At 38.2% G+C, this 24,073-nt stretch carries 19 protein-coding genes and 1 other annotated feature; of the genes, 17 read left to right on the top strand and 2 right to left on the bottom strand.

From position 1 onward, the window contains the following. Positions 1 to 1,934 precede the first annotated feature (1,934 nt). From ACFFIX_RS24710 to ACFFIX_RS24650, 13 genes are all read left to right on the top strand, one after another. A complete protein-coding gene (locus ACFFIX_RS24710; RefSeq protein WP_378938844.1) occupies positions 1,935 to 2,981 on the top strand; it encodes a bifunctional transcriptional activator/DNA repair enzyme AdaA in 1,047 nt (348 codons plus the stop codon). Between the two features lie 238 nt (positions 2,982 to 3,219). Further along, complete coding sequence (locus ACFFIX_RS24705) at positions 3,220 to 4,044, top strand: GNAT family N-acetyltransferase (protein ID WP_378938842.1); 825 nt, start codon at positions 3,220 to 3,222, stop codon at positions 4,042 to 4,044. A gap of 190 nt (positions 4,045 to 4,234) precedes the next feature. After that, positions 4,235 to 5,602: a sigma-54 interaction domain-containing protein gene (locus tag ACFFIX_RS24700; RefSeq protein WP_378938840.1), complete on the top strand. Its 1,368-nt coding sequence runs from the start codon at positions 4,235 to 4,237 to the stop codon at positions 5,600 to 5,602. 214 nt (positions 5,603 to 5,816) lie between these two features. Continuing rightward, on the top strand, positions 5,817 to 6,518 hold the full coding sequence (locus ACFFIX_RS24695) for a CoA transferase subunit A (RefSeq protein ID WP_378938838.1): 702 nt from the start codon (positions 5,817 to 5,819) through the stop codon (positions 6,516 to 6,518). Then, on the top strand, positions 6,515 to 7,168 hold the full coding sequence (locus ACFFIX_RS24690; protein WP_378938836.1) for a 3-oxoacid CoA-transferase subunit B: 654 nt from the start codon (positions 6,515 to 6,517) through the stop codon (positions 7,166 to 7,168). The genes ACFFIX_RS24695 and ACFFIX_RS24690 overlap by 4 nt, the downstream gene beginning before the upstream one ends. Positions 7,169 to 7,211: 43 nt before the next feature. Next, positions 7,212 to 8,531, top strand: a complete 1,320-nt coding sequence (locus ACFFIX_RS24685; protein WP_378938834.1) for a GntP family permease — start codon at positions 7,212 to 7,214, stop codon at positions 8,529 to 8,531. A gap of 15 nt (positions 8,532 to 8,546) precedes the next feature. Beyond that, the gene (locus ACFFIX_RS24680) at positions 8,547 to 9,323 is read left to right on the top strand and encodes a 3-hydroxybutyrate dehydrogenase (protein ID WP_378938832.1); all 777 of its coding nucleotides are present in this window, start codon (positions 8,547 to 8,549) and stop codon (positions 9,321 to 9,323) included. Between the two features lie 306 nt (positions 9,324 to 9,629). After that, positions 9,630 to 9,953 (top strand): DUF4257 domain-containing protein, encoded by a 324-nt coding sequence (locus tag ACFFIX_RS24675; RefSeq protein WP_378938830.1) that lies wholly within the window; start codon positions 9,630 to 9,632, stop codon positions 9,951 to 9,953. A gap of 207 nt (positions 9,954 to 10,160) precedes the next feature. Further along, positions 10,161 to 10,387: a binding site (T-box leader), on the top strand. 124 nt (positions 10,388 to 10,511) lie between these two features. Then, a complete protein-coding gene (gene leuS, locus ACFFIX_RS24670; RefSeq protein WP_378938827.1) occupies positions 10,512 to 12,926 on the top strand; it encodes a leucine--tRNA ligase in 2,415 nt (804 codons plus the stop codon). Positions 12,927 to 13,029: 103 nt separating this feature from the next. Beyond that, positions 13,030 to 13,344 carry a rhodanese-like domain-containing protein gene (locus ACFFIX_RS24665; protein WP_378938825.1) on the top strand — a complete coding sequence of 105 codons (315 nt, stop codon included), beginning with the start codon at positions 13,030 to 13,032 and terminating at the stop codon, positions 13,342 to 13,344. A 705-nt stretch (positions 13,345 to 14,049) separates the two neighbouring features. After that, complete coding sequence (locus tag ACFFIX_RS24660) at positions 14,050 to 15,180, top strand: MFS transporter (RefSeq protein ID WP_378938823.1); 1,131 nt, start codon at positions 14,050 to 14,052, stop codon at positions 15,178 to 15,180. Between the two features lie 609 nt (positions 15,181 to 15,789). After that, positions 15,790 to 16,026: a DUF2553 family protein gene (locus tag ACFFIX_RS24655; protein WP_378938821.1), complete on the top strand. Its 237-nt coding sequence runs from the start codon at positions 15,790 to 15,792 to the stop codon at positions 16,024 to 16,026. Between the two features lies 1 nt (position 16,027). After that, a complete protein-coding gene (locus ACFFIX_RS24650; protein WP_378938819.1) occupies positions 16,028 to 16,210 on the top strand; it encodes a sporulation protein Cse60 in 183 nt (60 codons plus the stop codon). A gap of 175 nt (positions 16,211 to 16,385) precedes the next feature. Here ACFFIX_RS24650 and ACFFIX_RS24645 read toward each other — a convergent pair whose 3' ends face one another. Continuing rightward, the gene (locus ACFFIX_RS24645) at positions 16,386 to 17,657 is read right to left on the bottom strand and encodes a BaiN/RdsA family NAD(P)/FAD-dependent oxidoreductase (protein WP_378938817.1); all 1,272 of its coding nucleotides are present in this window, start codon (positions 17,655 to 17,657) and stop codon (positions 16,386 to 16,388) included. A gap of 195 nt (positions 17,658 to 17,852) precedes the next feature. Between ACFFIX_RS24645 and ACFFIX_RS24640 the strand changes: the two genes are divergently transcribed. Both ACFFIX_RS24640 and ACFFIX_RS24635 read left to right on the top strand, forming a co-directional pair. Continuing rightward, positions 17,853 to 19,484: a putative polysaccharide biosynthesis protein gene (locus ACFFIX_RS24640; RefSeq protein ID WP_378938815.1), complete on the top strand. Its 1,632-nt coding sequence runs from the start codon at positions 17,853 to 17,855 to the stop codon at positions 19,482 to 19,484. 44 nt (positions 19,485 to 19,528) lie between these two features. Further along, a complete protein-coding gene (locus tag ACFFIX_RS24635; protein ID WP_378938813.1) occupies positions 19,529 to 20,263 on the top strand; it encodes a pseudouridine synthase in 735 nt (244 codons plus the stop codon). Positions 20,264 to 20,344: 81 nt separating this feature from the next. On the opposite strand, the gene ACFFIX_RS24630 is transcribed toward ACFFIX_RS24635, so the two are convergent. Then, complete coding sequence (locus tag ACFFIX_RS24630; protein WP_378938811.1) at positions 20,345 to 20,566, bottom strand: DeoR family transcriptional regulator; 222 nt, start codon at positions 20,564 to 20,566, stop codon at positions 20,345 to 20,347. Between the two features lie 792 nt (positions 20,567 to 21,358). Between ACFFIX_RS24630 and ACFFIX_RS24625 the strand changes: the two genes are divergently transcribed. Beyond that, positions 21,359 to 21,556, top strand: coding sequence for an IDEAL domain-containing protein (locus tag ACFFIX_RS24625; RefSeq protein ID WP_378938809.1), 198 nt, complete (start codon positions 21,359 to 21,361; stop codon positions 21,554 to 21,556). Between the two features lie 584 nt (positions 21,557 to 22,140). Then, positions 22,141 to 23,100: a nucleoside hydrolase gene (locus tag ACFFIX_RS24620; protein ID WP_378938807.1), complete on the top strand. Its 960-nt coding sequence runs from the start codon at positions 22,141 to 22,143 to the stop codon at positions 23,098 to 23,100. Positions 23,101 to 24,073: the final 973 nt, after the last annotated feature.

Below are 24,073 nucleotides of genomic sequence, written 5' to 3'. Positions count from 1 at the left end.
GGCAAAGAGGAAAAAGAGTTAGCAGAGATGCTGGCTTTTTTTTGTGTTTAAAAACTGAAGGTTCTTGGTGTTGAATAAGAATAATTTGTAAGAATCTCAATTGATAACCATATACAACTACTATCCCCGAGGCTTGGGAGAAGCGAAAAGATCAAGGAAGCGAAGAGAACGAAGACCGGAGTGTGCGGTATTGGCACATGAGGATCTGAGTGAACAAGCTGACGCAGAGATTTGAAGCTTATCGCAATCCGACGTCCGAACACGGAAGTTAAGCTCTCAGCGCCGATGGTAGTTGGGGGTCTCCCCCTGTGAGAGTAGGACATTGCCGGGCAAAGAGGAAAAAGAGTTAGCAGAGATGCTAGCTCTTTTTTGTGGTTTAAAACCGAAGGTTCATGTTGAAGAACTTAATTGATAACCATATACAACTACTAGCCCCGAGGCTTGGGAGAAGCGAAAAGATCAAGGAAGCGAAGAGAAAAGAAGACCGGAGTGTGCGGGTTTGGCACATGAGGATCTGAGTGAACGAGCTGACGCAGAGATTTGAAGCTTATCGCAAGCCGAAATCCGAGCACGGAAGTTAAGCTCTCAGCGCCGATGGTAGTTGGGGGTCTCCCCCTGTGAGAGTAGGACATTGCCGGGCAAAGAGGAAAAAGAGTTAGCAGAGATGCTGGCTCTTTTTTGTGGTTTAAAACCGAAGGTTCATGTTGAAGAACTTAATTGATAACCATATACAACTACTAGCCCCGAGGCTTGGGAGAAGCGAATTAAGGAACTTCTACTAAGAGCGCCACGTCCTGTGGCAACGTAGAAGTCAGCACATCCATGTGCAAGTAAGGAAGCGAAGAGAACGAAGACCGGAGTGTGCGGGTTTGGCACATGAGGATCTGAGTGAACGAGCTGACGCAGAGATTTGAAGCTTATCGCAAGCCGAAATCCGAGCACGGAAGTTAAGCTCTCAGCGCCGATGGTAGTTGGGGGTCTCCCCCTGTGAGAGTAGGACATTGCCGGGCAAAGAGGAAAAAGAGTTAGCAGAAATGCTGGCTCTTTTTTGTGTTTAAAAACCGAAAGGCTTATGGTCCTCAACAAGTACTATTTGAAAGAACGTAAATTGAAAACCATATACAATTACTAGCCCCGAGGCTTGGGAGAAGCGAATTAAGGAACTTCTACTAAGAGCGCCACGTCCTGTGGCAACGTAGAAGTCAGCACATCCATGTGCAAGTAAGGAAGCGAAGAGAACGAAGACCGGAGTGTGCGGTATTGGCACATGAGGATCTGAGTGAACAAGCTGACGCAGAGATTTGAAGCTTATCGCAAGCCGACGTCCGAACACGGAAGTTAAGCTCTCAGCGCCGATGGTAGTTGGGGGTCTCCCCCTGTGAGAGTAGGACATTGCCGGGCAAAGAGGAAAAAGAGTTAGCAGAGATGCTGGCTTTTTTTTGTGGTTTAAAACCGAAGGTACATGGTGATGAAAGAACTTAATTGATAACCAAATACAACTACTAGCCCCGAGGCTTTTAGAGAAGCGGATTAAGGAACTTCTACTTCTACCAAGAGGGAAACGTCCGGTGGCTGCTTAACAATAGGGATACTATTCGTTTTTGTTAAAAGAGGTCATTAGTTGCTGCCAGAATATTTTCTCCATTCATTTTTCATTTGCTATTATAGGTATAAAAGTACTTAAAATTCTATATGATCAACAATTGCACGAGCGTTTGTCTTAATGCCATTCTTTTTAAGAGAATGTTGTAAATAGCTATCTTTATCTTTATTTAGACTAGGTTTATTATCAGTTAGGATCACTTAGAATTAATTAACAAAAAAACTCTGGTTGAATTTCTTTCTGAAAAATCAATGCCTTAAATTCGGCTACGGCTCTCATATTAATAGAATATAATAAGATCAAAACTATAAGGTTTTTCTGGAGGTAAAAAATGATATCAAGCGAAAGGAAAGTCGAATTTTACAAAGCATTGGTTGAGAAAAAGACAGAATATGAGGGGGTTTTTTATGTAGGAGTGAAGACAACCGGTGTGTTTTGCCGTCCTACATGTCCTGCAAGAAAGCCAAAAGAAGAGAACTGTGAGTTTTTCGAAACGGCAAAACAAGCATTGTTAGCATCTTTTCGACCTTGTAAACGTTGCCGTCCACTCTCACACCCGAATCAGGTTACTGAAATTGTCCAAAAACTTGTAGAAGCTGTTGAAAAAAACCCCGAGAAAAGATGGAAAGATTATGACTTTAAAGAATTATCAATGGATGCTTCAACAGCTCGTCGACAGTTCAAAAAGCGGTTTGGTATGACGTTCGTTGAGTACGCTCGAGCTAGAAGAATGGGAATCGCAATGAAACAGATAAGATCCGGCGAGGCTGTAATTGAGGCACAACTTTCCACTGGTTACGAATCTAGTAGTGGTTTTCGAGATGCCTTTTCTCGTATCATGGGGAGCGCTCCTACATTGCTGAACCAGACGAACGTACTGAAAGCATCATGGATAGATACAAGACTGGGACCAATGATTGCGATTGCTGATGATAGGTTTCTTTATCTGTTAGAGTTTGTTGACCGTCGGGGTCTCGAAAAAGAAGTTGAAAGACTTAGAGATAAAAAAAAGTCAGCGATTATCCCGGGACATTCCTGGCCCATTAGCTCAATTGAAAATGAGCTTAATCAGTATTTTGATGGACAGTTAACAGAGTTTAAAACACCCGTTTTCTATTTAGGATCCGATTTTCAGAAGAGTGTCTGGGAAGAGCTAAAGAAAATTCCAGCTGGTGAAACACGGAAATATTCGGAAATTGCCAATGCAGTCGGGAAACCAACTGCCTATCGGGCTGTTGCTAGAGCAAATGGAGCAAATCAACTTGCTATCGTGGTTCCCTGTCATCGAGTCATCAATTCTAATGGTGATCTTGCGGGGTATGGTGGTGGGTTAACAAGAAAAAAATGGCTAATAGATCATGAAAACCATGGTGGATAACAAGAGATTAGCTAGAAAAGAGCAGAGCTATTACAAACGGGAATTCAGTGGTAAAAATGGGTGGAATCTAGAAGTATGGCTCTGCAAAGCAATGTCTTAATAGGGATGTAGCTTGCTTAGCTTATCAGTCACTTTACAGTTGTTTTCTGTCATTCTGCCTAGAATTCAAACCACTTTAACCCACTGAAGTATTCTCAGAACTAATTTTACACCACATCGATATCCACAGGAGGATGCTATGCTAACCCAAAACCAATTAAACGAAATCAAACAACTTCAGCAAATATGTGAAAAAGAAGACAATATCGGATTAAAACTAAATTGGGACATGCTGCAGATCCGAGATGAGGAAATCAATGATTTCTTTCATTATGAAGAAAATGAGCTCGTCGGATTTCTAGCCATTTATGGATTTGGAAAAAAGGTCGAAGTTTGTGGAATGGTCAGCCCTACTCACCGGAAAAAAGGAATTTTCACTAACCTTCTTAGTCTTGCGCTACTAATATGTGAAGAACGTGAATACACTGAAATCCTCTTGAATTCCCCATCAACCTCCACTTCAGCAAAAGAATTGTTACAGAAAATTCCGTGTAAACTAGTCTTTTCTGAATACCAAATGATGTGGTCAGAGGTTAAGTTAGCTCTTGATGACAATGTGTTGGTCAGACTTGCTACACCTGAGGATCTAAAAGCTGAAATCCAAATAGATGTTTTGAGTTTTGGATTTCAAGAGGAACAAGCAATTGAATATAACAATCAAGTTAAACTTGATAGCACACAACAATTTTGCATTATTGAACATAATGAAAAAACAGTAGGAAAGCTGCGTGTTTCTCGTCTAGAAGATGAAGCATGGATCTATGGATTTGCTGTATTACCTGCGCACCAAGGAAAAGGAATAGGTAGAAGAGCTCTACAAAAAATCATCAAACAAGAACATGAAGCAGGCTTTAAGATTTTCCTTGAAGTTGAAGCAAAAAACATACATGCTCTTAAACTCTATGAGTCTTGTGGTTTTAAGGTATTTCAAGCACAGGATTATTATCAGTATACAATAAAATAAAAAAGCATCTATGAGGTGCTTTTTTGTTGAAACTTATGGTAACTATACTAGCTTGACTCTTTTAATTTCCCTCAATTCGTAGGTTCATTCATCCATTCATTAATTCACTTAGACTACTTTTTTAAAAGAGAAACAAACAATCGTCAGAAAACTTATGATAAGATTAAGAAAAAACGCAGGAGACCACAACATGTTTAATAAAATCTTCCCATACTCACAGGAAATTTTCGAAACAGTAATTGAAAACGCTTTCGCTTGGATCGTAATCGTAGATTCTGAGTCTAAGATTATTTATATGAATGAGAATTATTGCCGGTTTTTAGAGGTGTCGAGAGAAGCCGTGATTGGCATGTATGTATATGATGTGATTGAAAATAGTCGCATGCATCATGTCGTCAAAACGGGAGAAGAAGAAATTGCCGATCTTCAGTACATCAGAGGAAATTATATGATTGCGAATCGGATTCCGATCTTTGCGGGTGGTAAGGTTGTCGGCGCATTCGGTACAGTTATGTTTCGTGATACGAAAGAATGGCATGATATGAACTCCCATGTTAGGCACCATCTTTCAACGATTCAATCGTTTTTAGATCAACAGGAAGTCACTGGGGCTAAGTATACACTTAATGATATTAAAACGAGTTCACCTCTTATGTTGGCATTGAAGGAAAAAGTAAAGTCAATTGCTGCAACCGATAGTTCCGTTCTAATCAGAGGTGAAAGTGGAACAGGTAAGGAGTTGTTTGCTCACAGCATTCATTTGATAAGCCATAGGAATGAAAGACCTTTTATTAAAGTGAATTGTGGTGCAATCCCTGAACACTTGTTAGAATCAGAACTTTTTGGTTATGAAGAAGGTGCATTTACAGGGGCGAAAAAGGGAGGCAAACAAGGGAAATTTCAGCTTGCGAACGGTGGGACGATTTTTTTAGATGAAATTGGGGATATGTCTCTACATATGCAAGTGAAGTTATTACGTGTCCTTCAAGAAAAAGAAGTGGAGCCAGTTGGATCGGTTCGAACCATTCCATTAGATGTACGTGTGATTGCTGCTACGAATCGACCACTCGAAAAGCTAATGCAGGATCATCATTTTCGTGATGATCTCTATTATCGTATTAGTGTGATTCCTTTAGTGATTCCGCCTTTACGTGACCGATTGGAGGACATTGAACCACTTGTCCGTCACTTTATTCAGAAGGTATCACTACGAACTGGAAAACGTGTTGCAAAAATCAATGAAGACGTGATGAGCACCTTTCGCAGGTATCACTGGCAAGGCAATATTCGTGAGCTAGAAAATATTGTTGAAGCAGCTATTCACTTGGCAAAATCGGATGTCATTACAATTGAAGCGATTCCAGATTACATTAAGCAAGGATCCCTTTATCATACAAAAGAAGCTTCGTTGAAAGAGATGCTAGAGGATGCAGAAAAAACAATTCTAATAACGACGTTAATACAATGTGAAGGCGATAAGCGAAAGGCAGCGAAACTACTCGGCATTAGTAAATCAAGCATGTATGAAAAAGTTCAAAAATATGAAATTGAAAAGTAGTCCAGAAATTCGGAATAGCGTCCAGAATTCTGGACTTTTTTTCATTGCTTTAAAATAAGCTTGTAAACCGTTTTTAAGCTTGTCCAGATGAATATTGAGTTCCAGAATTCCGGAATTAAAACACAAATATGTTTATTTTTCAAACATTTCATTAATTTTTATGAGTTGGCACACAACTTGCATTATATAAAGGAGTAATGAAAGGAGGACAAAGATGAAACCTGTATATGATTCATTTGTTGAAGCTGTAAAGGACATTCATGATGGAGCAACGATAATGGTAGGTGGATTTGGACTTTGCGGCATTCCAGAAAATCTACTTCTTGCGCTAGTTGAAACAGGTGTAAAGAATTTGACGGTTATTTCAAATAACTGTGGGGTTGACGGATGGGGACTAGGCTTGCTGCTCCGAAATAAACAGATTAAGAAAGTGATTGCCTCATATGTTGGTGAAAATAAAGAATTTGAACGTCAGGTTCTCACTGGTGAAGTAGACGTTGAACTGATTCCACAAGGAACGTTGGCTGAACGTATCCGTGCAGGTGGAGCGGGAATACCAGCATTCTATACACCTGCTGGAGTGGGGACGCCTCTTGCAGAGGATAGAGAAGTACGAATATTTGAAGGAAAAGAATATCTACTTGAAACAGCTTTAAAAGCTGATTTTAGTTTAGTTCGAGCGAGTTTAGCAGATAAAATGGGAAACCTGATTTATAACAAGACCGCTCAAAACTTTAACCCGATGATCGCAACAGCAGGAAATGTAACGATTGCGGAAGTAGAAGAGCTAGTTGAAATAGGTCAATTAAATCCTCAGCACATTCATACACCGAGTATTTATGTGCAAAAACTAATTGTCGGTGTTCAAGAAAAGAAGATTGAAAGATTAACAGTAAGTAAGGAGGGAGTGAAATGACAACGAGCGTTGGGGTAAGAGAAAGAATTGCAATCCGAGCTGAACAGGAAATTGAAAGCGGTTACTATGTGAATTTAGGAATTGGAATGCCGACTTTAGTTGCGAATTATATTCAGTCGGACAAACAAGTTGTCCTTCAATCTGAGAATGGGCTGCTAGGAATTGGTCCCTATCCTACTGAAAATAAAGTCGATCCAGACTTAATTAATGCAGGGAAAGAAACAGTTACAGCCATTCCAGGTTCAAGTTATTTTAACAGTGCCGAGTCGTTTGCAATGATTCGTGGCGGACATATTGATCTAGCCATTTTAGGTGGAATGGAAGTCTCTGAAACTGGTGATCTAGCAAACTGGATGATACCTGGGAAAATGATTAAAGGCATGGGCGGCGCGATGGATCTCGTTCATGGTGCTAAAAAGATTGTCGTGATTATGGAGCATGTTTCGAAAAATGGAGAACCGAAAATTGTGAAATCGTGCAGCCTTCCTTTAACAGGAAAAGCAGTTGTTAACCGAATTATTACAGATCGAGCGGTTATTGATGTAACGAAGGAAGGACTTCTATTAGTCGAGGTGTTAGAAGGATTTACTGTGGAAGACATTATAAGTTCAACAGGAGCTAAACTCATTGTATCAGAAAATTTAGTTTAACCATGTTTATCGAAAGCAGAGCGCAACCAAAGGGGGAAAAAAGATGTTAAGTATGATTGGTTTAATCGGGGGATTAGCACTTTTAATTTATTTAACAATGAAAGGAATGAACTTGCTTGTCGCAGGTCCATTATGTGCATTATTTGTAGCGATTTTAAGTGGACTACCTCTGTTTCCACAGTTAGTTGCAGAAGGCGATGCCAACTTTGTTGGAAATTATATGTCCGGCTTTTCAAGTTTCGTAACAGCATGGTATTTAATGTTCTTATTAGGTGCTATTTTTGGTAAAGTAATGGAAGATAGCGGCGCTGCGGATAGCGTTTCACAATGGGTTGTTGGCAAGCTAGGTATGAAGCGTGCAGTACTAGCCATTGTCATTGCTTGTGCAGTTTTAACATATGGAGGCGTGAGCTTATTCGTTGTTGCGTTTTCTGTTTATCCTATGGCGATTAGCTTATTCCGCCAAGCAGATTTACCAAGAAGGTTCATTCCGGCTGCACTAGCATTTGGTTCTGTCACATTTACAATGACATCAGCTGGTTCCCCTGAAATTCAAAACTGGATTCCAATTGACTACTTAGGAACGACGCCGTATGCAGGCTGGGAAGTTAGTTTAATTGTTGCCGTATTTATGATGGTGTTTGGTTATTGGTGGTTAAAACGTATGATCTCTAAAGCGATTGCTAAAGGGGAAAAATTTGAGGCACGTGAAAATGATCCACAAGCAGATGACCGTGCACTTCCAAATCCCTTTTTAGGTCTTGTCCCTTTGATTGTTGTGCTATTAATTTCATTCTTTTTCCATGACTCATTAAAACAGTCTGCGTTAATTATCGCTTTACTTGGTGGGGTTATCGCAACTTATTTACTACATCGTACCTATTTCAAATCGTTTTGGAGTGCTGTGTCTGAAGGAACAATGGGTGCCTTAATTGCGATTGGTAATACAGCAGCAGTTGTCGGGTTTGGTGGTGTTGCAAAAGCGGTTCCAGCATTTGAAGTAGCTGTTAACACAATGACGAGCATTCCAGGAAGTCCATTAATTGGTGGAGCAATTGCAGTTAGTGTCATTGCAGGAATGACTGGTTCTGCTTCAGGAGGTCAAGCCATCGCATTACCAGTTCTCGCGCCACATTATATGGATATGGGCGTTAATCCAGAAGCACTTCACCGTGTTGTCGCCATTTCATCTGGTGCACTAGATTCCTTGCCGCACAACGGATATGTTGTAACAACGGTTCGAGCCATTTGTGGTGAATCACATAAAGATGCCTATCTTCCTGTAGGGGCCTTAACAGTTATTGTTCCTGCAATTGGAGTGGTCATTGCAATCATCCTATTTTCATTTGGATTAGGAATTTAAGGAGGGATTTTCAGCGTGGTACAGTCTCAAGTCGTTTTACTAACAGGAGCTGCACAAGGAATCGGTTTAGAGCTTGCTCGAGCATTTGCTAGAGAAGGTGCAAAGGTCGCATTAACCGATTTAAACGAAGAACAAGTCTTAAACAGTGCGAACAATCTTAAAGAAGAAGGCTTTGAGGTAATCGGGCTTAAATGTGATGTTACAAAAGAAGAAGATATTCAGAATGCGATTAAAATGACGCACGAAAACTTTGGGCGAATTGATACATTGATCAATAACGCGGGTCTACAGCATGTTTCCTTGATTGAAGACTTCCCAACAGAAAAATTCGAACTGCTAATTAAAATCATGTTAGTGGCACCTTTTATGGCAACCAAGCATGTATTTCCAATTATGAAAGAGCAGAAGTTCGGTCGTATTTTAAACATCGCTTCCATCAATGGACTCGTCGGCTTCGCTGGGAAGTCCGCCTATAATAGCGCAAAGCACGGTGTGATTGGCTTAACGAAAGTTGCAGCACTCGAAGGAGCAGAGCACGGAATCACAGTAAACGCGCTCTGCCCTGGTTATGTCGACACACCTCTTGTCAAAAATCAATTACAAGACCTAGCAACAACGCGGAATGTTGCGCTTGAAAAAGTACTCGAAGAAGTTCTCTATCCACTTATTCCACAAAAAAGGTTGCTAGACGTTTCGGAAATTGCTGATTACGCTATATTTTTAGCGAGTGAAAAGGCTAAAGGTGTCACAGGGCAGGCGGTTGTGCTAGATGGTGGGTATACGGTTCAGTAAGTGATAGCAGACTTTCCTCATGAAAAGAAGATTTAACAAAAGAGATTACTAATCCATTTGTCTTGTTTTCTAGGGAAAAAGAATCACTTAAAATAATCTGAAAATTAAACATATTGAATCAAGCTTGTTTTGCCTTCATTCACATATAATGGAAGTAAAACAAGCTTCATTTTTTTTCCTGTGATACCGATGTTTGGAAAGAAGATTGCCCTAACCAATACCAGGGCTTAGTGAAGAGCAAACGTGCACTTCGCAACCCTAGAGTCGCTGACCTTTGGTAAATTCGACTTTGGGAAGGTGAAAAAAATGCTACAAAATGTGATTGTGGCGTCATTGATAGGGGGCATGATGGGGTTATTAGGACATGTTAAAAAGAAAGGTCGTCTAGAAAAACCTAAGATGACAAAAAGGTACATTTATCTAGGATATTTTGAAGACATCACTGTCGGTATTATTGCAGCCATTCTGCTCGTATTATCCTCGGAACCAAAATCATCTGTACAACTGGTTGTTCTGTCTATTATTGCTGGTTACAGTGGTGAAGCGGTTCTCAGAAGTTTTGATTTTGTCAGACAGTACCATTCAATTGATCCGACAAAACATAATGATAATCAACCTCCCCAACAATGATCTCTTCAGACACTCATTGCCTCTTGAATGTGACGATTCCATTTGAAAAGACGAAAAACATGCCGCCATTATACGAAATTCTCAACTTCATTAATCTAAAAAAGTTTAATGAAGTTGAGAGGTAAGGTAATGTTAAATTGAATAGTTTTCAGCATAACTTGCATCTTACTCCAATCTTTAATAAACTAATATGTATAACAGTATACGAAATGAACGGTGATAAGGAATAGTAGTGAACAAGGTATTGTCTTAGAGAGTTGACGGTAGGTGCAAGTCAATCATTTCTTGTTTATGAACTCGCCTTTGAGTACAAATGTGAAAGCTTCATTTGCATAGTAATATTTGTCGCATAATCCACGTTACGGATTTCAAAGCGGGCATACTTCATGCCAAACTGGGTGGTACCACGGGAACTTTAACCTCTCGTCCCTTATATAGAGTAATCTATTAAGGGATGAGTGGTTATTTTTTTATGGGAAAATTCACTACGCTTTGATCCGTTCAAATGGTTACTAAATATTACTTATAGATGCAACATCATTCTAAGGAGGAAGTAAAATGAGCTTCAACCATCAACAAATTGAAAAAAAGTGGCAAAATTATTGGTTAGAAAACCATACATTCAAAACAACGGAAGATCAAGAAAAGCAAAACTTCTACGCACTTGATATGTTTCCGTATCCATCAGGAGCTGGACTTCACGTTGGTCATCCTGAAGGCTACACAGCAACAGATATTCTTGCGAGAATGAAACGTATGCAAGGTTTTAATGTTCTTCATCCAATGGGTTGGGATGCATTTGGACTGCCAGCAGAACAGTATGCATTAGATACGGGAAATGATCCAGCCGAATTTACAAAACATAATATCGATACGTTCCGCAGACAAATTCAAGATCTTGGATTTTCTTATGACTGGGAGCGTGAAGTAAATACAACGGATCCCTCTTATTACAAATGGACACAATGGATTTTTACAAAGCTATTTGAAAAAAACTTAGCCTACATTGATGAAGTTGCCGTAAACTGGTGTCCAGCACTAGGAACAGTTCTTGCAAATGAAGAAGTCATTGACGGAAAAAGTGAGCGTGGCGGACATCCTGTTGAAAGACGTCCAATGAAACAGTGGATGCTTAAAATTACCGCATACGCAGATCGCTTACTAGAAGATCTAGAAGAGCTTGACTGGCCTGAAAGCCTTAAAGACATGCAACGTAATTGGATTGGTCGTTCAGAAGGAGCTCATGTGCACTTTGAAATTGACGGACACGAGGATACATTTACCGTTTTCACAACTCGTCCTGATACTCTTTTTGGGGCAACTTATGCAGTACTTGCACCAGAGCACCCATTTGTTGAAAAAATTACAACAAGTGAACAAAAAGAAGCGGTAGTAGCATACCTAGACGAAGTAAAACACAAAAGTGACCTAGAGCGTACCGATCTTGCTAAAGACAAATCAGGCGTGTTCACAGGCGCATATGCAATTAATCCTGTAAACGGTGCAAGAATGCCAATCTGGATTGCGGACTATGTGTTAGCAAGCTACGGAACTGGTGCAATAATGGCGGTACCTGCACATGATGAACGAGATTATGAATTTGCGAAAAAATTCGACCTCGAAATTATTGAAGTTGTACAGGGTGGAGACGTTTCTGCTGAAGCATATACAGGCGACGGTGAGCATGTAAACTCTGACTTCTTAAACGGTTTAGGCAAGCAAGCAGCGATCGACAATAGTATCGGGTGGCTTCAAACAAACAGCAAAGGTGAGAAAAAAGTGACCTACCGTCTTCGCGACTGGTTATTCAGCCGTCAACGTTATTGGGGCGAGCCAATTCCAGTTATTCATTGGGAAGATGGAACAATGACAAGCGTCCCTGTAGAGGAGCTGCCGTTAGTACTCCCTCAAACAACGGAAATTAAGCCATCAGGTACAGGGGAATCGCCACTTGCCAATATTGAAGAGTGGGTAGCTGTAGTTGATCCGGCAACTGGTAAAAAAGGTCGCAGAGAAACAAATACAATGCCACAGTGGGCAGGAAGCTGTTGGTATTACTTACGTTATATTGATCCGAAAAACGAAGAATACCTTGCTGACGAGCAAAAGCTAAAGGAATGGCTTCCAGTAGACATTTACATTGGTGGAGCAGAGCACGCAGTTTTACATTTACTTTATGCTCGTTTCTGGCACAAATTTTTATACGACATCGGCGTTGTTCCAACAAAAGAACCATTCCAAAAGCTGTTCAATCAAGGAATGATTCTTGGTGAAAACAACGAGAAAATGAGTAAATCAAAAGGAAATGTTGTTAATCCAGATCAGATCGTTGAAAGCCACGGAGCTGACACATTAAGAATGTACGAAATGTTTATGGGTCCTCTTGAGTCGTCCATAGCCTGGTCAACAACAGGTCTTGATGGAGCAAGACGTTTCTTGGATCGAATCTGGCGTTTATTCATAGAAGATAACAGCGAGCTTAGTCCAAAAATCGTTGAAGACAGCTCGGAAACCCTTGAGCGCGTTTACCATCAAACAGTGAAAAAAGTAACAGAGGACTTCGAAGGATTACGCTTTAACACGGCAATTTCTCAGTTAATGGTGTTTATTAATGAAGCGTATAAAGCAACGGTTATTCCTAAAGATTATGTCGTTGGTTTTGTCAAACTAATCTCACCACTTGCACCACATCTTGCGGAAGAATTATGGGCTAAACTAGGGAATGAAAATTCGATTTCCTATGAAGCATGGCCAGCATATGATGAAGCAAAATTAGTTGAAAACGAAGTTGAAATCGTTGTTCAAGTCAACGGAAAAGTGCGTGCAAAACTAAACGTAGCAAAAGACGTAACAAAGGACCAATTAGAAGAAATCGCTCTTTCTGATGATCGTGTAAAAGAACAAGTCGACGGAAAAACAATCCGCAAAGTAATTGCTGTTCCAGGCAAGCTTGTGAATATAGTAGCGAATTAAATGCTGATTGGGAGGGAGACAATGTTCCAGGTCGTCTCCCATTCTTTATGAGGTGAGTTCTGTTTGATATAATATGGTTATGAACCTAGAAAGGGTGTAGATCATGAACGAAATCAAAGAAATCACAACCGCTGAGCTCCAAAAAAAGCTAGAAGCTGGTGAGAAATTAGAACTTATCGATGTCCGCGAAAACGAAGAAGTCGCTGAAGGAATGATTCCTAACGCAAAGCACATCCGCATGGGCGACATTCCTGACAATCTTGAAGCGATCGACAAAGAAAAGGAAGTTATCTTCATTTGCCGCTCTGGTGGCCGTAGCGGAAATGTATGTGCTTATTTGCAGGATCAAGGCTATAAGGTGAGAAATATGGTTGGCGGGATGCTTGAGTGGGAAGGGCAGACTGAGGCGAAGAAATAAAATTGAGAGAAATGGGCTGTGGTGCAATGAGGCTGCAGTCTTCTTTTTGTATTCATAACTAGAAAACGTTAACTATTTACTAGTGAATCACTTAACTTAAGGAGAATTTTGTCTTTTTTTGTCGATTGGCCTATAGAAAGTGAAAATTGGCTTATAGAATGCTCAAATTGGCTTATCGAAAGTCGAAATCGGCTTATAGTAACTTGAGATTTACATATTGAAACATCAAATTTATATAATAGAGTGGATTATAAGCAGATTATGGGAGCGTTTAACTAAAAATTAGTTGAATTATTACACATTCTAAGATTCATTGAACAATAACGATCATTAACAACGTTTTACTTTTAATTTTGCATTCCCAGTAAATAGTTTAAGCTTAGAATGGATAATCATAAGATTTTTTTTTCTACTGTATAAAATCTATATCATCTCTATTTTGAATTTTATAATTCAAAGGAATCCACCGCATCCTTATCGAATACCATGTAAAATAAATCTAAAATCAAAATCTCAATCCCCCAGAGATTTTATCTTTAATCCAAAAAAGGAGCACACCATGACAATTCGTCCAATTTAAGCACCCCATTTTAATTGAACATTTCAATAAAATGGGGGATAACATTGAAACTATGTAAAAACTTTATCTTGTTAATGTTAGGTCAATCACTAGCAAATATGGGTGACATCCTGTAAATCGTGAGTGTGATTAGTGTTGTATATAAAGAAACGGAATCTGCTTCCGTCACCGCGTTCATTCCGTTTACAATTACATCGGCTATGTTTATATCAAGCTTACTGACACCGATTGTCATTGGTAAATGGAATCTCAAAATGCTCCTTTTCGGATCGCAAGTAGGGAAAACAATTTTACTATTCGTGCTAGCAATTAATTTAATGAGTACGGCTAGCTACCTTTGGCTGTTCCCAATCATTGCGACAATTGCTTTTCTTGATGGTTGTGCTAATCCATTCCGGCAGACGTTAATTCCTCATTATGTGGAAAAAGAACACTTACTCCGCGCAAATGGCATAGCTGAGACAGTTACTCAAACCATCCAACTTCTAATGTGGTTTATAGCTAGTTTATTATTACTTGTATTGACCGCAACACAACTCATCTGGATCGTTTTTGTCGTATTTATGATAGCGAGCATACTACTAAGTTTGCTTACTTCAGTTGAACAAAAACGTAAAAATCAACCGAAAATATCACAACAGTTGAGTATAGGGTGGAAGACAATTGCTTCTTTACCATTGTTAACAGCAATTGCACGAATTAACTTTCTTGAATATATCGCTGAAGCCGTCTGGGTTTCGACGATTATCTATGTATTCGTTGATCAAGCTCTGAATAAGGGTGAAGCATGGTGGGGCTTTATAAATGGTTCATTTTTCGGTGGGGTCATTCTTGGGAGCCTAATTTGTATTAGATATTCTTCTTATTTAGAGAAAAATCTGAGCAAAGTTATGCTCATCAGTTCACTGATGAGTTGCATATCGACGTTCCTATTTGGTTTAACAACTTTGCCAGTCATCGCACTGGCTCTATCAGCTTTCATCGGAATTACCGGACAATTAGAAAGCATTCCGAAGCAAACGGTTATCCAAAAAAGTGTTTCAAAAGACGAGTTAGCTACTGTCTATACCTCACTTAATACGATTGGAACCGGAACGTTTGGATTTGCAGCCCTCATAATGGGCGTCATTTCAGACTTATTTGGGATTCGAAGTGTATTTATTTTAGCGAGTCTTATTTTACTATTGGTGACAGTGATAATCTATAAAAAGCAGCACCTGTTTACTATTATTGGAAATAGCGAGGTCGGTAATTAAAGGACGATTGTATGTAAATGAAGCGAATTAAACCTTAGAAACACATCTAATCAAAGGTAGGGTTGCAAATTAGAGTGTTAAATTGATAGCAAATTCGGATACAAAAAATAGTGTTTTTTGTATCCGAATTTTTTTGAGCCAAAATTATTCATATTAATGGCTGAAGGATCCCTTAAAGGGTATGAATTTGTATTCTTTGCGGTCAGCATCATGGCATTTTGTAACGCTTATATTTATCCTCAATTTAAAGAAAATGACGAACGATCGAAAAGAATAAAAGAGAAAGGGATGTTTTATAGTTATTTCTTTATACTAGGTTATTCAATCATACTAATGGTCCTTTTCCAGTTTAATATTATTCATCTAGATGGTTACCAAACTCTCTGTTTATTAACTTCACTCATTATCATGACTGTTTTTTTATCTTTTGTTGTACTTTCAAACCGTTATTAAGTAAAAATTAATCTTCATTTATCGGTCCCACTGTTTGAAAATAGCATCGTTTCTGTTTTCCACAAGTAAAATAAAACTATCTCGAAAAAATCATTGTAAACGCTATCATAAAGGATGAACCCCTCAAATAAACTGTGATAAGGAGGGATGTGCGAAATGAGTGAATTTCATAAATTTGATGTAACCGATCGAATCTTGGCAAAGCTTCAAGCTGATTTCATGGAGTTGTACATCGGAAAGGAGTGTATCGGTAAGCTTGTCATAAATTCGGATGGAAAACAATATGAATTAGTGAGCGGATATTTATATGAAGAAGAGCGTGTGTTTCGCTTGTACGAGAGGTGTACGGAGCAAATACAATACGCTGAAGGCTGTGATTTAGGGTGGTGTTAGCGTGTATAAAGTGGCCGTGTTTGACGAAGAACACGAAAAGGACCTTGAAAACGAGGTTAACAACTTTTTAGAAAAAATAGTGGATGAGCAGTTTGTTGATATCAAGTATTCCGTTTCAACGAGTACGGATGATGAAGGAGAACAGATTTACTGTTTTTCTGCGTTGGTATTGTATCGAAATTAGAAAACGCTGACCAATTAGTCAGCGTTTATTTCTTCTAGACCAATAAATTCATGTTAGACCGAGGAAATGGAATCTTTGATCGATAAGTGCTAAGTAAGACCGATAAAACGATGACTTAGACTGATAAAAGACTCTTTTAGACTGATAAAAAACTCTTCTAGACTGATAAAAAAATTTACGAGCTTTCCCGTACAAACTTTGCTGCGTTCAAGCCAGCCAATCGCCCGGTTACAAGGGCAGAGGTGATATTGTAACCACCGGTATAACCATGAATATCTAAAATCTCTCCACAAAAGTAAAGCCCAGCTTTCCACTTTGAACTCATTTCCTTCGGGTGAATCTCCTTAACTGAGACGCCGCCCCCTGTTACAAACGCTTTATCCAATGATAACGTTCCATGTACTGAGAAGGTGAATTGCTTGCAATCCTTTACAAATGCTCGTAGCTTTTCTGATGAGAGATTTGCATAGGTGACGAGAGGGTCAATTTCATTTTTCTCGAGTAAAAAAAGCAAATAGCGCTCAGGAAGTAATCCCTTTAAAACGTTTTTTACGGCTTTTTTTGCATCGTTTTTTAGTTCTTTAACAATGGTTTGAAAAAGCTGTTCTTCGTTTTGGTCGGGTAAGGCATCAATGCTCATCGGAATCGATGTTGTGCTAAACTTCTTCATTGCTTTCACAACATATTGACTGCACCGCAACACTGCTGGCCCAGAAATACCGAAGTGAGTGAAAATCATATCCATTCTATGTGTTTTAATTATTTTTCCTTTTGGATTTAATACGCTTAATGCCACATCACGCAAAGACAAGCCCTGTAAAGATTTGTTTTGAATAAACGACTCGTTTGAGGTAACAGGAACCTCTGTTGGAAATAACTCAGTGATGGTGTGACCAGCTTTCTCAGCCCAAGCATAACCATCTCCCGTGCTTCCTGTATGTGGCACACTTTTCCCGCCAACAGCGATGACCACTGCATCTGTATCAATCTTTTCTCCGTTTAAAAGTTCAACACTAACGACTTTTTCAGCATCATAATGAACAGTTTTCACAGGTTCATTTGTGCGAACGTCGACACGGAGCTTTTGTAATTGCTGAATTAACACATCGACAACCGTTTGAGCCTTATCTGTAACTGGGAACATTCGGCCGTGATCTTCTTCTTTTAATTGAATTCCTAGCTTTTCAAAAAAGACAATAATGTCTTCATTACTAAATTCAGAAAAAGCACTATATAAAAAACGTCCGTTTCCTGGGATGTGCTTAATAATTTCTTCAACTGGCAGTCGATTTGTTACATTACAACGACCACCTCCAGAGATGGCAAGTTTTCTTCCTAATTTATTTCCTTTATCAAGTAGGAGGACACGTGCTCCCTTTTCGCCTGCTGCGATTGCAGCCATGAGTCCAGATGGACCTCCACCGATGATTATCACATCATACTTCACAATTGCTCACTACCTTTGATTTTTTCGCTTCATTTATTATAGCCCAAGATGAGCAAAAGCAAAATAAATACACGAATTTCGACATAATCTCCCTCTAAAAAACGAATTCCTAGTAGAGAAACTTATATTTTGACAACAGTTTGTGGTAAAATAGAGCAGTTGAATCTTCATAGAGAAGAATGGTGAGTACTAAAAATGTCGAATAAATTTCTAAGAGGAACGTTAGTCTTAACGTTAGGTACATATATATCAAGGTTGCTAGGGATGATTTATATTATACCGTTTGTGGCGATTGTGGGAACTACAGGTTCTGGCCTTTATCAAACAGGGTATGCACAATATACAATCTTCTTAAGTATCGCTACAGCCGGATTCCCTGCGGCAGTATCGAAGTTTGTATCAAAGTATAATTCAATTGGTGATTACGAGACCAGTAGAAGAATGTTTAAAGCGGGTTTAACAGTCATGTTGTTAACAGGCTTTTTAGCCTTTATCGTTTTATATTCTCTGGCTCCAATTTTTTCTGGAAAAGCGCTAGCAGACAGCGAAATGGGCGGTATCACACTTGATGATGCAACCCTTGTTATTCGAATGGTTAGTATTGCATTAATTGTTGTTCCAATTATGAGTTTGATTCGAGGTTTTTTCCAAGGGCATCAATCAATGGGTCCTACAGCTGTATCCCAAGTTATTGAACAGATTGTGCGTATTGTATTTTTACTAGGTGCTGTGTACATTATCATAGAAGTTTTAAATGGAAGTTTAGTATTAGCAGTGGGGTATGCTACTTTTGCAGCATTTGTAGGTGCACTAGGTGGACTGGTTGTTCTTTTTATATATTGGGTAAGAAGAAAGCATACTTTACTTGCCATGCAGGAAAATACCATCCCAACTAAAAATATGTCTTATCGTACAATGTTTAAAGAGGTTTTTCAATATGCAGGTCCCTTTGTATTTGTAGGATTGGCGATTCCGATCTATCAATACATTGATACAAATATGTTTAATAAAGCAATGATTGCATCAGGCGTTGAAAAAAATTACACTTGGGATGTTTATGCGGTTGTATTACTATTAGTTCCTAAACTCGTGATGATTCCAGTTTCACTAGCAACAGCTTTTGGGTTAACTCTTATTCCTTCTGTTACTGAGTCATTTACAACAAATAACCGACCATTACTAAAAAAACAAATTGATCAAACACTGCAACTCATCATGTTTTTCGTCTTGCCAGCAGTGGTCGGCTTATCTTTACTTGCAGGACCTGCTTACACATTGTTCTATGCGGGTGAATCAGAAGAAATCGGTCGAACCATCTTGTTGTGGTATGCACCTGTTGCTCTCTTATTCTCACTCTTCACAGTCAATGCTGCAATTCTACAAGGAATTAACAAGCAAAAATTAGCGGTAATCAGCTTGGTGATCGGTATCATCGTGAAATTAGCTGTAAATGCTCCACTTATTCATTTATTCCAAGGAGTTGGCTCTATTTTAGCAACGGCTCTAGGTTATATCGTTTCGCTGATTTACGGGTTTGCAATGATTAAACGTCACGCTGGTTACTCGTTTAAAGTCTTTTTAAAGCGTTCGACGTTTATCGCTATTCTCGTCATAGTTATGGGATTGGTTGTTTCAGTACTAAATTCGATTGTCGGTTCATTTGTCGATTATTCAGATGGACGATTACAATCTATGATCTTATTAGCGGTCTCAATCAGTGGTGGAGTTGCCGTCTACATCTATTTGGCATATCGCTCACATTTACTAGAAAGATTAATTGGAAACCGTTTTGCTAGGTTTTTACCTAAAAGAAAGATGGAGTCATAAACTCGGCATAAAGCCGGGTTTTTCTTCTCTAAAAAAAGGAGTGCATGACGTTGCGTATTGATAAGTTACTTGCAAATATCGGCTTTGGAAGTCGAAAAGAAGTTAAAAAAATGTTGAAAACTGGTGTTGTGATTGCAGACGGAGTGGTCATCAAGGACTCAAAAACACATGTTGATCCGAATTCACAACAAATTACCGTAAACGGTGATGTTGTCGAATATAAAGAATTTGTCTACCTCTTAATGAACAAACCAGCTGGATATTTATCTGCAACAGAGGATGAACATCAAGAAACCGTGCTTGATATTCTACAACCAGAAGATGCAGCGCATAAGCCATTTCCTGTTGGACGTCTAGATAAGGATACAGAAGGATTACTTCTTTTAACCAATGATGGACATCTCTCCCATCAATTGCTCTCACCGAAAAAACATGTTCCAAAAACCTATTTTGCAAACATTTTAGGAGAAGTAACAGAAGCAGATAGAGAAGCTTTTCGAAACGGAGTGGAGCTAGACGGTGGATATGTCACGAAGCCTGCGATCCTAAACATCTTAAAATCTGGTCCACAATCAGAAATCGAGTTAACCATTACAGAAGGAAAATTTCATCAAGTAAAAAGAATGTTTGAAGCCGTTGAAAAGAAGGTAGTTTATTTAAAACGAATCTCGATGGGGCCTATTAAGCTAGATGAAGAAGAGTTGAAAATTGGGGAGTACCGTGAGCTTACAGAGGAAGAATTAGAAGAATTAAGAGCAGCAAAGCCAAATCAACTCTAAACAAAGAGGAACCTCATTAAACTAGTAGGTTCCTTTTATGTATATAAAAATAACGTTATGTTTTTTATCCGTGTTTTTTTCCTAAGAGGACAACTTCACCTTTTTCTTTGTAGGAGTCCACTTTCCTCTACAGGGACTGTGTATCAAATCGTTATATGCTAATACATTTAAATCTCGCTGTATCGTTCTAGGTGTAATACCAAACTCGTCAACTAGTTGCTGTGTGGTCACAGTTCCTCTTTCGTAAATAAACATGTAGACAGATTTAATTCTGGTTAGCATACGGTTTGTTGAAGGTTTCAAAAAACCACTCCTTATCGGTTTGATCGCACGGCAATGCCTACTACAACCCTTCGATGTCTGCAACTACAGATGTCACTACATAAGTATTATTTATTTGGCTCTAAAACGTTACAACAATATTTTACACGATTTCGACATCAGCATACTAGTGAAAAGCTTAAATTTACACAATATTTACATATCTTAGACTAAATTTACAAAGATGCGTGCGCTGTGTACACTTATCTATATGTTCTTAATTCTGAATAGTATGACATTTATTTCTAGATTTTTCAATGGTTTTTGAAACTTTTAAACAGTTAACTCGTTATAGTATGAAGGTGTGACGGAAATGGCTGTTATCAATGTTGATATTCAAAGAGCAGGTTATGAACAAAATCAATCCACTATAAAGAATAGTAAACTTTTAATTTCTGTTGTTCTGTAATCCCTTGCCATGCAACAAGTTATAAAGCCATTCATTCGTAGATTGGTTTTGATTGTGCATTTGTTCTTTTTATTTATTTATTAAACCTAACAATCAATTAATCTTTACAAATGTAAGCGTTTTCAATTATAATGATTATGGGTTGGATGGCACGTGTGGCCGTCAGGGTATTTGGCGTAGGTGGGGCCTATACCAGGAAAAGGGCAGATATATATTTCCCTTTTTTATGGAGCTGTCATGCTTCTTTTGAAATAATAAGGTTTAAGATTAGTTTGTTTAATTTTGCAGCAAGATTTACATAAACTACTATTTACATAGTCTGATATCTTAGTGTGATAGAAAAAAGATTGAGGAGTTGATTTTTCATGGAAAGGTTTTTACTTAATACACCAAAACAACCTGATATAAAAATCCTGAATTCTATATATGCTAAAATGGTGTTAGACAAAGCCCTACGTGATTTCCGAATAGAGAAAATCCACAAGGAAATCGACCAGTCGTTACAGGTAAGAGACAAGGGGAAATTTCAACGATTAACAGATGAATTAAAGATTCTTTCTTAAATGGTTATATCACTAGTGGAATGATTTTGAAGATAAAATTAACAGAACCAAATCAAAAAGGGAAGAGGTTAACACTTCTTCCCTTTTTGATATTATCAGAATTTATATAATTCTAAGACTAAGTAAGCGTTTCTGAATCCAGCTACAGCGCCTAGCCCCTCGAGGTCATAAGTCAATTCTAAATTGAAGGCAAAGAACGCCTTCTATTTAGAATCGTCTTATGCTTGTCGGGGCTGAACAAGGCGCTTGCGCTTTTTTTATTTGGTTTATGGAACTGCAGCTGAACAAGATATTTTAGAGAGGGATATATTTATGGCAGATGATTTTCAAAAAACATGTTCCGAAAAAATGGTTTAAATGACATAGAGGAAGTTACTAAAAATCTAAGTTCAACGTAAGTTAAGTATGATTGGGAGGGGGAAATTACAATCAAATAAGGTGCTGTGACCCCCTAAAAAAGAAGCTAATAAACATTCATCTGTGCTAAATTTGCTAATAAATAAATAACAATATGTATATAGGTATGGATAAAAATGGTATTTTAATACTTTAAGAAGTTTCTATTCATCTTAAGGAGTGAGAAAATGAAGGTCCTTTTGTTTACCGATTCCGGGATTGATGATACATTCGCTCTACTTTATGCATTACTTCACCCTCAAATAAACGTTATTGGGGTGGTCGCGGACTATGGGAATGTTTCCCGAGACCGTGCAATTCGAAACACACAATATATATTATCATTGGTTGGACAGGAGGACATACCTATTATTAGTGGAGCAAGTCGCCCGATCTTAGGGGATGAACCTGTCTATTATCCCTATGTTCATGGAGTTGAAGGATTTGGTAGCATAATCCCTCAACAACAGCCTAAAGTATTATATAACTTTAATAGTATTTTCACTCTAATTACAGAATCAAGTGAACCTGTTACCATTATTAATATTGGAAGGTTAACCTCATTATCCGTAGCTTTTCTCTTACATCCTGAAATATTAAATTTAGTTCAGAACATTTATATCATGGGAGGTGCCTTTTTAGTACCTGGCAATGTTACTCCTTATGCTGAAGCAAACATTTTTGCTGATCCAACAGCTGCAAGTATTGTTTTTAACAACGCAAGCCCTTTATCTATCCGCCTTTTCCCTTTAAACGTCACCGAAAAAGCTCTTTTTTCACCTGAAATTGTACAGTCTATTAGTCAACATACAACGGAACCAATCGGTCAATTTTTAATGAACTCTTTCCAATATTATTACACCTATTATCAAAGACAGCGCCCTAACCTCAACGGGGCTCCACTTCATGATTTAGTAGCTGTTAATGCTGTGGTAAATCCACAATTCTATAAATATATTCAGCGCAATGTTCAAATCATTGATAGTTCTCCATTGGGAAAAGGAATAACAATAGCGGATTTAAGAGATCGTCCAAATATTGTTCCAACCCAAAATGACTTTTCATTTATTGTCCTTGATATGGACTATCAAAAATTTATTCAGGATGTTCATTTAACTTTTAGTAGCTACTTTCAGAGTATAAATTAACTAATTTTCTTTGGACTCGCCCAATTCCCATTTTAGTAATTTATATGTATAAAAGAATGATAGTTTGGTAATCATGAAGATAAGAAAGTTTAAGTAGACTGTTTGACAAGAAAAGCCCTTGAATTTCATACAATTTAAGGGCTTTTTTATTTCAGATAATCAGTATTATTCAAAACACTGATTAGGCAATGAAACTGATGTGGATTTTTGTTTTATTCTATAAGCCTTGCTATTCTACCACCCTCGTTTTCCCATTCATCCAGACTGTTTGGATTAGGTGATTTTTCGCTGTCTTCTGATAGGAACAACCATTTTCTCATCACACTTTAACCTCCTGTGTATAAGTTGACTAAAAAAGTGTTTTCCTTCCGTGATAGTGTATATATAATGTGTCTTATTCTGTTTTATGCTGGTGATACTTAAGTATTTTGTTTAACGGGTACAGGAATAATTAGAGAATGTTATAGTTTAAGAGGTCAAAACATAAGAAGTTAAAATTAATTAAATACTTACAACATTAAAAATTAGAATAGTTTTAAAGAGGAAAAAATGCTCTGGACAGTTAAAAGATCAGCATTAGATGTTTTAAAAGGTAATTGGATTAGGGTTGTTTTTATGTTTTCTCATCGGTGTAATAACAGGAACCAGTAGATCTATACTCTCTTTTAATAATGGAGATTTTAATTTTAGTCTTTTAACATTTTCCACTTCGGACAGTATATTGGTGGTGATTATGGGAGGATTTATTGGTAGTATTTGTTACTTTGCAATAGTTGATTTAATTCATAACATCAAATTTCAAATAAGAAAAAAGTTTCTGTTTACATTTTTATATATTATCAAATGCTCAAAAGAAAAGAAAAACAAAAAGAAGGGCATAGTGCTTCTGAGTCGTGAAATCTAACAAGTAGTTTAAATTGTAAAAGCAGTAAAAAGAGTAAAAGAATCTTCACTTTTCGTAAAGGGTTCCGTT

This window comes from Metabacillus herbersteinensis, from assembly GCF_042433335.1.
GTDB classification, from domain to species: Bacteria; Bacillota; Bacilli; order Bacillales; family Bacillaceae; genus Metabacillus; species Metabacillus herbersteinensis.
Note: the sequence above shows the minus strand (reverse complement) of the source record. Positions and strands in the feature narration are given on the sequence as shown.

Coding starts and splice junctions, on each gene's coding strand:
- ACFFIX_RS24700 (WP_378938840.1), top strand. CDS start 4,235: ATGTTTAATAAAATCTTCCCATACTCACAGGAAATTTTCGAAACAGTA.
- ACFFIX_RS24675 (WP_378938830.1), top strand. CDS start 9,630: ATGCTACAAAATGTGATTGTGGCGTCATTGATAGGGGGCATGATGGGG.
- ACFFIX_RS24625 (WP_378938809.1), top strand. CDS start 21,359: ATGGAAAGGTTTTTACTTAATACACCAAAACAACCTGATATAAAAATC.
- ACFFIX_RS24655 (WP_378938821.1), top strand. CDS start 15,790: ATGAGTGAATTTCATAAATTTGATGTAACCGATCGAATCTTGGCAAAG.
- ACFFIX_RS24690 (WP_378938836.1), top strand. CDS start 6,515: ATGACAACGAGCGTTGGGGTAAGAGAAAGAATTGCAATCCGAGCTGAA.
- ACFFIX_RS24705 (WP_378938842.1), top strand. CDS start 3,220: ATGCTAACCCAAAACCAATTAAACGAAATCAAACAACTTCAGCAAATA.
- ACFFIX_RS24710 (WP_378938844.1), top strand. CDS start 1,935: ATGATATCAAGCGAAAGGAAAGTCGAATTTTACAAAGCATTGGTTGAG.
- ACFFIX_RS24695 (WP_378938838.1), top strand. CDS start 5,817: ATGAAACCTGTATATGATTCATTTGTTGAAGCTGTAAAGGACATTCAT.
- ACFFIX_RS24685 (WP_378938834.1), top strand. CDS start 7,212: ATGTTAAGTATGATTGGTTTAATCGGGGGATTAGCACTTTTAATTTAT.
- ACFFIX_RS24635 (WP_378938813.1), top strand. CDS start 19,529: ATGACGTTGCGTATTGATAAGTTACTTGCAAATATCGGCTTTGGAAGT.
- leuS (WP_378938827.1), top strand. CDS start 10,512: ATGAGCTTCAACCATCAACAAATTGAAAAAAAGTGGCAAAATTATTGG.
- ACFFIX_RS24640 (WP_378938815.1), top strand. CDS start 17,853: ATGTCGAATAAATTTCTAAGAGGAACGTTAGTCTTAACGTTAGGTACA.
- ACFFIX_RS24620 (WP_378938807.1), top strand. CDS start 22,141: ATGAAGGTCCTTTTGTTTACCGATTCCGGGATTGATGATACATTCGCT.
- ACFFIX_RS24665 (WP_378938825.1), top strand. CDS start 13,030: ATGAACGAAATCAAAGAAATCACAACCGCTGAGCTCCAAAAAAAGCTA.